At 46.5% G+C, this 11,804-nt stretch carries 4 protein-coding genes; 2 read left to right on the top strand and 2 right to left on the bottom strand.

The genetic code is table 11. The features are described 5' to 3' along the window. Positions 1-152: 152 nt before the first annotated feature. Both RMY32_RS03505 and RMY32_RS03500 read right to left on the bottom strand, forming a co-directional pair. On the bottom strand, positions 153-584 hold the full coding sequence (locus RMY32_RS03505; RefSeq protein ID WP_322712355.1) for an ATP-binding protein: 432 nt from the start codon (positions 582-584) through the stop codon (positions 153-155). Between the two features lie 36 nt (positions 585-620). Next, the gene (locus RMY32_RS03500; RefSeq protein ID WP_322712354.1) at positions 621-2,078 is read right to left on the bottom strand and encodes a GAF domain-containing SpoIIE family protein phosphatase; all 1,458 of its coding nucleotides are present in this window, start codon (positions 2,076-2,078) and stop codon (positions 621-623) included. Positions 2,079-2,615: 537 nt separating this feature from the next. Between RMY32_RS03500 and RMY32_RS03495 the strand changes: the two genes are divergently transcribed. Next, positions 2,616-9,047, top strand: coding sequence for a polyketide synthase (locus RMY32_RS03495; protein ID WP_322712352.1), 6,432 nt, complete (start codon positions 2,616-2,618; stop codon positions 9,045-9,047). Further along, positions 9,044-11,782: a type I polyketide synthase gene (locus tag RMY32_RS03490; protein ID WP_322712351.1), complete on the top strand. Its 2,739-nt coding sequence runs from the start codon at positions 9,044-9,046 to the stop codon at positions 11,780-11,782. The genes RMY32_RS03495 and RMY32_RS03490 overlap by 4 nt, the downstream gene beginning before the upstream one ends. Positions 11,783-11,804: the final 22 nt, after the last annotated feature.

Raw genomic sequence — 11,804 nt, 5'->3', positions numbered from 1 at the left:
AGGAAGATTTTTGTCCAAAAATCATTCAGTTTTAAGTGCAACGGTGTCGAAAAACAAAACTATGTAAATAAAAATAAATTAACTTGTAACTCTTGTTGTATCTTGTTAAACTCATTGTTGTTTTTTTATAATTTATATTCCTACGAACTTACTTAACTAATTCCCAATCCGTCGTCACGATTTACAATTAAAATATTACAATTTTGGTTTTCGTCTTGTTGGTAAATAAACCGATCTACGCTCTTCAGAGCTAGATAAACTCCCAAACCGCCAATCTGTCGTTGCTGTAGCGACTTGTTCAAATCATTTGGAGTTAACTTCTGGGTAGGATTGAAGGGAACACCAGTATCTTTAATCGTAATGCTCAAGGAGCGATCGTCAAAATCGGCTTTTAAAATCAATATGCCTTGGCGATTTGCTGCCTGATAGCCGTAATTAATGATGTTTGTAGCGATTTCATCAACCGCCAAACGCAGTTTATAGGAGGTTTTTTTATTCAAACCTGCTACCATTGCTGCTGCCATCACATATTCTGCGATCGCCTTTAAAGAGTCCAGTGTTCCAGGCACAGTTAAAGGTTCCATATTTTACAGATTGGGGGTAAGTGAAAGGATGAAACTTTAGTCTGATGCCTTTCTCTGCACAATCAGCATTGTGATGTCATCATACTGAGGTGCGTTGCTGATATGAGCGAACAAATCAGTTGTAATGCTCTCTAGCAGGGGAGATGGCAAAAGTGCAGATCGATCTAGGAGCGATCGCAGTCGCTTTTCAGTAAAAAACTTACCGCTGGGACTACGTGCCTCAGTTACTCCATCGGTATAGCCAATTAAGATATCGCCTGGTTCCAACTGTACTTGTTGAATTTTAAATTTCATATTAGGCATCATCCCTACTGCTGGCCCGGTTGAGTTGAGACTGGCTTTGATACCAGTCTCACCGACAACAAACAGAGTTTCGTGTCCACCATTGATGTATGTAAGAATGCCAGTTGCTGGATCTAACACGCCAAAAAACAGCGTAGCAAACATACTCATCTGGGCGTGCTGCTGGGCGATATAGTTATTCGTGAGCGCTACTGCTTTCAGGGGGTTAATTTGGTATAAATTGGTTGCCATCTCTGACTCAAGCAAAATCGATAATTCCGCCTCATTGGCAATAATAGAGAGTCCGCCTAAACTAATTTGTCCCGAAAAAATACGGATTAAGCTTCGGAACAAAGCCATAAATAAGGCAGCGCCTACACCTTTGTCGGCGACATCAGCAATAACTAGCCCCAAGTAGTCGCCAGGTAGCATAAAAACGTCGTAGAAGTCGCCAGCAACTTGACGCGCAGGAGAGAAAAACGTGGCAATCTCTAAATTAGGTAGCTGTGGGATTTCGTTGGGTAGAAAATCTCTCTGGATTTGCCGCCCTTTTTCTAATTCGTAGTTGAGCGCTTTGGAATAAGTTTCAATTTTCCCATAGAGCTGGGCATTTTCTAAAACTATAGCGATTTGGTCAGCAGTGAGCTGCATCAGATGGGCAATTTCTGGGCTAAAGTGCCCCGGTTCTGGGTGTAGTAAGGTAAGAATACCTAACACCTCTTCATTCCTGAGAATGGGAACAGCTAATGCTGAACGTACAGTGTAAGGCTGATTGGGCAACTGCAACCAACGATCGTCGGTTTCAGTGTCTACAATCAACCCTATCTGACGCTGTCTGTATACCCAACCAGCAAGCCCCTGTGCTAAAACACAACCAATCAGGCGATCGCGTTCCTTCAGTGCTGTCTCCCTTTGCGTGAGGATACTATCGGTGACAGCACCCTGGCGATCGAGTAAAAACAGACTGCCTTTTTGGGCACCAGTAAGCTGACTACAAACATCTAACGTGTCTTGTAAAGTTGCTTTCAACATCTCTTCTTCGGGTGAAGCGCGGATGATTGTTGCTACTGAATGCTCCAGCAGCTTTTTTTGAGCTTGGAAAGCAGCTTTTTCTGTTTTTAATTCAGCTACCTCTCGCCGCAGGGCCTTCAGTTCCTCAATTAGCTGTTGATTCTCTGCTATGCCATTCTCTTCATAAGATCGTTGGATCATAAAATAGACCTGTCGCTTGATTATTGGGGTAAGATTCAGGACGGCGATGCTTCACTAAATTGAATGCATCTGCTAATTTAGATAGAAATTCCACAATTCTCCTGCGGTAACTATTAAGTTATTTTGATATAAAAGTCATCCCTTAAATAGTTGAGAATTTATAAAATTTGTGCATGAAGAGTGAAATCTTGGTATTGTTTAGAATACCAAGATTTTCTCGGAGAACACTAAGATTTTTTGGAGAACACCAAGATTTTTCGGAGAACACCAAGATTTATCAAACTGATGGCTTCATCAGTCTGATAAATCTTCGATACCTTCATTAGACCTCTTGCATAAATCAAAAATAAAAAAGAACCCCACCCCGCCAAAGCTACGCTTTGTCTCCCCTCCCGAAGAGCGGGGAGGGGTTGGGGGTGGAGTGTTAGAGACTTTTGCAACAGAAGAGGTCTATTTACTCGCAGATGTTGACTTTGCTTGTCAATTTGCCAGAGATTAGCGTTCTGAACAATTTCCAGGTTTTAGGAGTAGCCGTGCATGGAAAAACAACATACTAGTCAGACGCTAGTAGACGTATTGCGCTACAGAGCTATTGGGCAACCTCAGACGCTAGGCTATACCTTTTTGGTAGATGGTGAATCTGAGGGAAGTAAACTCACGTATGGAGCATTGGATAAACAGGCAAGGACGATCGCTACCTACTTGCAAACATTTACAAAGCCAGGCGATCGCGTACTCCTGCTCTACCCACCTGGTTTAGAATTTATTACTGCCTTTTTCGGCTGCTTATATGCTGGTACAATCGCGATTCCTGCCTATCCCCCTCGGCAAAATCAGTCGATCGCTAGGTTGGGTGCGATCGTTTCCGATGCCCAAGCAATTGCCATCCTGACAACAACAGCACTATTGGCAATCGTTAAGAACTACTTTGCAGACAATCCAGAACTAGCATCTCTAAAAGTCTTGGCCAGCGATGCAATTTCTGATGCAAACGCAGGCGAATGGCAAGCACCTAATATCAATGGAAATACTTTAGCGTTCCTGCAATACACCTCTGGTTCTACGGGAATGCCTAAAGGAGTGATGGTCAGCCACAGCAATCTGCTGCACAATTTAGCCTACATTGACCGAGGTTGGAATCACACACCCAATAGCGTGATGGTGACGTGGATTCCGTTCTTTCACGACATGGGGCTAATTTATGGAGTACTCCAACCTTTGTACTACGGCTTTCCTTGCTATATCATGGCGCCGGTGTCCTTTATTGGGCGTCCGATTCGCTGGCTGCAAGCTATTTCCCGCTATCAGGCAACCCATAGCAGCGCACCCAACTTTGCCTATGAACTATGCCTTCGGAAAATTACCGCAGAACAACGTGCTAGCCTAAATCTGAGTTCTTGGCAAGTTGCTTCCAATGGTGCCGAGCCAGTCAAAGCAGAAACACTCCAACGGTTTGCTAAAGCATTTGCTTCTTGTGGGTTTCAAGAAACAGCTTTTTGTCCAGCATACGGGCTAGCTGAGGCGACGCTGAAAGTGACTACTGTAGAGGCACAAACTCAGCCAATAACGATCGAGGTAGAGGCAACCGCACTGGCACAAAATCGGGTAATGCTGGCAACAGCAGAGGATTTTAAGACGCGGCTTTTAGTTGGATGTGGCAATAGCCAGCAGGGCGATACCCAAATTGCGATCGCTCATCCTGAATTATTGAGACGATGTTTACCAGATGAAGTCGGCGAGATTTGGGTAGCGGGAGCGAGTATCACCCAAGGCTATTGGCAGCGATATGAGGAAACAAAACATACATTTGCAGCTTATTTAGCAGATACAGGGGAAGGGCCGTTTCTCCGCACAGGAGATTTAGGCTTTTTACAAGACGGCGAACTATTTATAACCGGAAGACTCAAGGATTTAATTATTATTCGAGGACACAATCATTATCCTCAAGACATTGAACTCACAGTTACAAATAGTCATTCGGCTTTGGGAACGCAGGGAGTAGCCGCATTTACTATCGAGGTAGACGGTGAAGAACAACTCGTTGTGGCCTGTGAAGTCGAGCGAACTGCTGTGCGGAAGCTTGATGCAAGTAAGGTAATTGGCTGCATCCGACAAGCAGTCACAACACAGCACGAGTTAGAAGTTCATGCCGTCTTGCTGTTGAAGCCAGCCAGTATCCCCAAGACTTCCAGTGGGAAGATTCAGCGCTACGCCACCCGTGCAGGATTTTTGGCGGAGACTTTGGAAGTGGTGGGACTGTGGAGGAAGGCAGGGGAGCAGGGGAGCAGGGGAGCAGGGGGAGCAGGGGGAGCAGGGGAAGCAGGGGAGGCAGGGGGAGCAGAGGAGCAGGGGGAGTTGAGAAGTCGCAAGTCTGGAGAAAAGGGAGCGGCGGAAATTCAAGATTGGTTGGTAAATAAGATTGCTCAACGACAAAACATTGCACCCCAATCTATAGATCCGCGTGAATCGTTTGCTTATTACGGATTAGATTCTATTGCCGCAGTCAGCCTGTCGGCAGATTTAGAGGATTGGTTAGGTTGTCAGTTGTTGCCTACTTTGGCTTACGATTACCCAACGATCGCCACTCTATCAGCCTATCTCACAGAAACTTTATCCCAACGGCGAGAATCTCCAGAACCTAGATGCAATCTTAAATCTGTGGAGGCGATCGCGATTATTGGTCTTGATTGCCGCTTTCCCGGAGCTAATAACCCAGAAGCCTTTTGGCAATTACTACGAAATGGTAAAAGTGCCATCGACCAAATTCCCGTCAATCGTTGGGATTCTCATCTTTTCTATAACCCCATCCCCGCCCAACCAGGGAAAATGAGTACTCGTTGGGGTGGATTTATCAAGCAAGTTGACCAATTCGACCCCCAATTTTTTGGCATTTCTCCTCGTGAAGCCGAGCGGATGGACCCGCAGCAAAGGCTGTTACTAGAAGTGAGTTGGCAGGCTTTAGAAAATGCTGGATTAGCAAGCGATCGCTTGACAGGCAGCAACAGTGGTGTATTTATCGGCATCAGTACCAATGACTATGCTCGCTTCCAGTTCGATCGATTGTCTGATATTGATGTCTATGCCAGCACAGGCAACGCTCTGAGCATTGCTGCTAACCGCCTATCCTATCAGTTCGATTGGCACGGGCCCAGTTGGGCAGTCGATACTGCCTGTTCTTCATCTCTGGTTGCAGTTCACCAGGCTTGTCAGAGTTTACGGTTAGGGGAATGTGACTTGGCTTTGGCAGGTGGTGTGAATTTAATTCTCACCCCCCAAATGACAATCGCCCTCTCCCAAGCAAGATTCATGTCGGGGGATGGTCGCTGTAAAACCTTTGATGCAGATGCAGATGGTTATGTCCGGGGAGAAGGTTGTGGAATCGTAATGCTGAAGCGTTTAACTGATGCGATCGAAGATGGGGATAATATCTTGGCGCTGATTCGCGGCTCGGCAGTCAATCAGGATGGTCACAGCAATGGGCTGACTGCTCCTAGAGGAATTGCCCAACAAGGCGTTATCCATCAGGCGCTTGTGAATGCTGGAGTCGTACCCGCAGCCATTAGCTATGTGGAAGCTCATGGGACAGGTACAGCCTTGGGCGATCCGATTGAAGTTAATTCCTTGCAATCAGTGCTGATGTCAGGTCGTTCCCCAAACCAACCTTGTGCGATCGGTTCGGTGAAGACTAATATCGGTCATTTAGAATCAGCAGCCGGAATTGCAGGGTTAATTAAAGTTGTACTGGCTTTGCAACATCAAGAGATTCCCGGTACGCTTCATCTCCAGCAGTTAAATCCGAAGATTATCATCCAAGACACGCCTTTTTCAATTCCCCGCGAGACTCAGAAGTGGTCTGGTGTTGGCGAGCAACGTTTTGCAGGAGTAAGTTCCTTTGGCTTCGGCGGTACGAATGCCCATGTTGTTTTGGAGGAAGCACCCTCCGATTTGAGATTGCCGATTTTAGATTTTAGATTGGATGATGCTGATGACAATCCAAAATCCCTGTTGACGCTTTCCGCAAAAAGTGAGATAGCGTTACGGGAATTAGCTCGGCGGTATGTGGCGTTTTTGGAGTTTAATTCAGAAGTATCTCTAGGGGATATTTGTTATACGAGCAATGTCGGGCGATCGCATTTTCACCATCGACTAGCTCTGGTTGCAGAATCGTCTGAGGAATTTTGCGAGGAACTAGCAGCGTTCATTTATAATTCACCACCTTCTAGAACAGGCGATCGTTGTCAGGGAGTTGCTTTTCTGTTCACTGGCCAAGGTTCGCAATATATCGGTATGGGGCAGGAACTTTACAACACGCAACTTGTTTTTCGGCAAGCTATAGAACGCTGTGCTGAAATCTTACAGCCATACTTAAATCAACCTTTGTTAGAGGTTCTATATCCAAGTAGTGAGTTAGACAACCCAACTCAAGCCTCTATTAATGAAACTGCTTATACTCAACCTGCTTTATTTGCATTGGAATATGCATTGTCTCAGCTATGGCAGTCCTGGGGAATCAAACCGAGTGTGGTGATGGGACACAGTATCGGCGAGTATGTTGCTGCCTGTATAGCAGGAGTTTTTAGTCTAGAAGATGGACTAAAGTTGATTGCCGCACGAGGGAGATTGATGCAAGCATTACCGTCTGTGGGAGCAATGGTAGCGGTTTTTGCCCAGTCGCAAGAAGTATCGAGCATCATCGATGAGTATTCAGATTTGGCGATCGCCGCAATGAACGGCGCACATCTGATCGTCTCAGGTGGATCTGAATCTATGACATCGGCTGTGGCTAGGTTAGAAGCAAAGGGAATCAAGACAAAACCACTTGAGGTTTCCCATGCTTTTCATTCGCCGTTGATGCAACCGATGTTGGCGGAGTTTGAGCAAATTGTCCAGCAAGTAAACTACTGTCTGCCAAACCCCGATATTCGCTTTATTTCTAATCTCACAGGTCAACTGGCAAAAGCAGAGATCGCCACACCTGAATATTGGGTAAAACATGTGATGCAGCCAGTCCGGTTTGCTGATGGAATGGCAACTCTAGCAGAATTAGGAGCCTTAGCGTATTTGGAAGTAGGGCCGCAACCGATTTTATTGGGAATGGGTCGCCAGTGCTTACTGAGTAACGATTATGTCTGGCTTCCCAGCCTCAAAAAGGAATCAAATTCACAGCAGATGTTGTGTAGTTTGGCAACTTTGTACGAGTCTGGAATATCAGTCGATTGGGTAGGCTTCCATCATGGCTCTCAACATCGTCGGGTAGTGTTGCCCAATTATCCCTTTGAGCGATCGCGTTTCTGGATGGAAACTGCATCTAGTAGCGTGACTGCTAGAGAATCGCTCTGTTCGCCAGCAGAAATCAAGCGTTTGCTCGTGCCCCAGTTGGCTGAATTGACAGCCCAACTCAGTCTCAAACACTATGGGGAAGCTCTAAGTACTTTGGAATTACTGAGTATCCTTTACGTGGTGGCGGCATTCCGGCAGATGGGGTGGAATTTGCAGCTAGGCGATCGCTATTCTATCCCCCAACTTACCAAACTAGGAGTCATCGAGCAACATCAGAAACTCGCACTGCGCCTGTTGGAAATGCTGGTTGAAGAAGGAATTCTTCAGCGAATTGGTAATCAGTGGGAAGTAACTCGAATACTAGAGTTACCGACACCAGAAGCGCAACTGGATAATTTGCGATCGCAATATCCCCAAGCAAATGCAGAACTAACACTGCTAGAACGTTGTGGTTCGCACCTGGCTCAAGTACTCCAAGGTGAAACTCGCCCACTGGAGTTGCTATTTCCTCAAAGCGATTTGACAGCATTAACCCAGCTTTACCAGGATTCCCCTGGCGCAAAGGTGATGAACGCACTAGTCCAAAAGGCAATCTCAACCGCGATTTCTAGTGATACAGTCAGCATTTTGGAAATTGGAGCCGGAACCGGCGGAACAACTGCTTACCTTCTACCTCATCTCCCAGCAGATCGAACTGAATATGTGTTCACAGACTTAGGAACGTGGTTCACTGCCAAGGCTCAAGAGAAATTTCGGGATTACCCATTTATCCGCTATCAGTCCTTAGACATCGAACAAGACCCCCAATCTCAGGGATTTACTAACCATCAATACGACATCATTGTGGCAGCAAATGTCCTGCACGCAACTGAGGATTTACAGCAAACCTTACGTCATGTTCGCAGCCTGTTAGCACCAGGAGGATTGTTAGTGTTGCTGGAGGGAACAAGTCCCCGACGCTGGTTAGATTTGGTCTTTGGATTAACGCCAGGGTGGTGGAAATTCTCAGACTACGATCTGCGACCATTCTACCCTTTGTTAACAGTAACCGACTGGCTGGAATTATTGTCTGATTCTGGGTTTCAAGAGGCTGTGCATCTGGCACCTGATTGCGAGGCGATCGGCGATTCATTCCAACAGGTTGTCATCTTGGCTCAGAGCATCAGCACCGATAACCCAGTTAACCACAATCATCTTCCATCGCCCATTGCTACCACCATCAACACCCCACAATCAATATTTCTCCAATCGCTAATAGCCAAGCCTCTACGAGTGCGACAGGAGGAATTAATTACTCATGTCCGCTCACTAGTAGCCAAAGTTTTAGGCTTAAAGCAACCCCAGTCCATCGGTTTGCAGCAAGGATTCTTTGAATTAGGGATGGATTCATTAACTGCTACGGAGTTGAAAGACCAATTGCAAAATAGTTTAGGCTGTTCGCTTTCCCCAACTACACTATTTGATTATCCGACGGTGGCAGCGTTGGCGAATTATCTGGAAACGCAAGTGTTGTCGCTCTTAGAACCACAAGAATCAGCCTCTAACTCAGAGAGTTTAGAACAACAAGCCTCACTGCAAGAATCATTAGAAAAGAGAGTGAAATTGTCATCGCCCGACCAATCGCTTGACGAAATTGCAGATTTGCTGGCTGCAAAACTAGCATCAATCAGAGAGGGAAAACTGCTATGAGTCGTCCTTCCGAAACCAGAGATTATGGGCAATTGATGCAGAACGCATTACTGGAGCTATCAGCCTTACAAGCAAAGCTCGATACCCTCGAAGATGCTGCAACTGAACCGATTGCAGTCATCGGTATTGGTTGCCGTTTTCCTGGAGGAGTTAACTCTCCAGAGCAGTTATGGCTGTTGTGCAAAAATGGTGGTGATGCGATCGCCGAAGTCCCTAGCGATCGCTGGGATGTAGATGCTTACTACGATCCCGATTTAAGTAGTTATGACAAAACTAACACTCGTTGGGGTGGCTTTTTAGCAAGCATCAATCAATTCGATCCCGGCTTTTTCGGAATTTCCACGAGCGAAGCAGCTACCATTGACCCCCAACAACGACTCCTATTAGAAGTCAGTTGGGAGGCATTAGAAAACGCTGGATACGACCCCTTACAACTGGCTGGTTCTCAGACTGGCGTATTTGTGGGAATTGCCACTTGTGATTATTACAAAGCCATGACCGCAATTCCCACGAGAGCCGGCACCGGGATTGCCAACAGTATGGCGGCAAATCGCCTGTCTTACTTTTTGGATGTCCGAGGCCCTAGTGTGACAATTGACACTGCTTGTTCGTCGTCCCTGGTTGCCATTCATACCGCTTGCCAATGTCTGCGGCATCAAGAGTCAAATCTGGCATTGGTGGGCGGTGTGAATATTATGTTGTTACCGGAGGTGAATATTACCTTTTCCCAGGCTGGTATGATGTCATCTGATGGACGTTGCAAAAGCTTTGATGCTACAGCCGATGGCTACGTCCGAGGAGAAGGATGTGGGGTAGTTATCCTGAAGCGTTTTTCAGATGCAGTCAAAGATGGCGATCGCATTTTAGCCTTACTGCGGGGAACCGCCGTAAATCATAACGGCCGCAGCGTTGGCCTAACTGCGCCAAATGGGTTGGCTCAACAAGCAGTGATTCGGCAAGCATTGGCAAATGCGAAGGTGGCACCCCATGAAATTGACTATGTTGAGGCACATGGTACGGGTACTCCAATGGGGGATGCCATCGAGCTACAAGCAATCTTGGGGGTACTAGGACAGGGACGAAACCTCGACCAGCCCTGCGGACTAGGTTCTGTAAAAACTAATATTGGCAACCTAGAAGCTGCTGGTGGGATTGCCGCATTCATCAAAACTGTTCTCTGTTTGCAACACGGAGAAATTCCTCCTCATCCCCATTTCAAAACCATCAATCCCCATATTGACATCAAGTCAACACCATTCTTGATTCCTACAATCGATCGTCCGATAGATATCAAGCCTCGGTTTGCTGGCGTTAATTCTTTTGGTTTTGGCGGTACTAATGCTCATGTAGTACTGGAAGCAGCAGAGGAGGGCAGGGGAGCAGGGGAAGCAGGAGGGGCAGGGGAGCATATCAAATCGCTGTTGACGCTTTCGGCAAAAACTGAGACAGCGTTATGGGAACTTGCAAGTTGTTATGCAGATAGTTTAGAAAACTATGCTGCTCAATCGATTCCTGATATCTGTTTCACAACTAATATCGGTCGATCGCATTTTAATCATCGTCATGCCATCATTTCATCAGGCGATTTACCTCATTTAATCTCCCAACTGAGGACATTCGCCACGAGTAAACAGACGACAGGACAGCTACAGCCTCGCCCGAAGATTGCATTTCTGTTCGCTGGACAGGGTTCGCAATACGTTGGTATGGGATGGGAACTTTACAACAGCCAACCTATTTTCCGTGCTGCCTTAGACGATTGCGATCGCATCTTACGCTCTTATTTGGATCGGCCACTGCTGGAAGTATTGTATCCATTAGGGGAAAGGGAAAGAAACTCAACGCCTCATCTTCTAGATGAAACTGCCTACGCCCAACCTGCTCTATTTGCCTTAGAGTATGCCTTAGTGAAATTGTGGCAGTCATGGGGCATTGAACCCGATGCGGTGATGGGTCATAGCGTCGGAGAGTATGTAGCAGCTTGCGTGACAGGTGTATTTAGCTTGGAGGAAGGGCTGTACTTGAGTGCGGAACCGGGACGACTAATGGCAACGCAAGCTAGAGAAGGGCAAATGGTGGCGGTGTTTGCAGCTAAGGAGATTGTAGAAGAGGCGATCGCATCGTACCAGGATGCTGTTGCCATTGCTGCCTTTAACGGCCCTACGCAAACTGTGATTGCGGGCGATAGACAAGCGGTTGCAGCAGCGATCGCCCGTCTGGAATCGGATTTCATTATGACTCGCGAGTTGAATGTTGCCCACGCGTTTCACTCACCCTTAGTAGACCCCATCCAAAATGCCTTTGAGCAGACTTTGAGGAAAATGCAGTTTCATCCCCCTTGTCTACCCTTTATCTCTCATCATTCGGGAGAATTCGAGGCAGGGGTACTAGATGCTAACTACTGGCGCTCCCAACTGCGATCGCCCGTGCGTTTCGATCGAGGTATCCAGACTTTAGCAGAAGCAGGGTATAATATTTTCTTGGAAATTGGCCCAACAGATACCCTAGCAAGTATGGGTAAGCGCTGTCTACCTAAAAACACTGCTACTTGCTTGTCTTCTTTAAGACAAGGGCATGATGACTGGCGATCGCTGCTCGACACCTTAGCTACTTTATACGAGAAGGGTATAAACATTAATTGGTCAGAATTTCATCGAGATTCTCCCAGACAAAGAGTTGCCCTGCCCACTTATCCTTTCCAGCGCCAACGCTGTTGGATTGACAATGAATTTTAGATTTTAGATTTTAGATTTTAGA

Origin of the sequence: Nostoc sp. ChiSLP03a, assembly GCF_034531215.2 — a bacterium.
Lineage (GTDB): Bacteria > Cyanobacteriota > Cyanobacteriia > Cyanobacteriales > Nostocaceae > Nostoc.
The sequence above is the reverse complement of the archived record's forward strand: the minus strand, read 5'-3'. Positions and strand labels throughout refer to the sequence as shown.

Bases quoted from the DNA above. Each gene is read 5' to 3' on its own strand.
- RMY32_RS03505 (WP_322712355.1), bottom strand. From the start codon at position 584: ATGGAACCTTTAACTGTGCCTGGAACACTGGACTCTTTAAAGGCGATC.
- RMY32_RS03500 (WP_322712354.1), bottom strand. From the start codon at position 2,078: ATGATCCAACGATCTTATGAAGAGAATGGCATAGCAGAGAATCAACAG.
- RMY32_RS03495 (WP_322712352.1), top strand. From the start codon at position 2,616: ATGGAAAAACAACATACTAGTCAGACGCTAGTAGACGTATTGCGCTAC.
- RMY32_RS03490 (WP_322712351.1), top strand. From the start codon at position 9,044: ATGAGTCGTCCTTCCGAAACCAGAGATTATGGGCAATTGATGCAGAAC.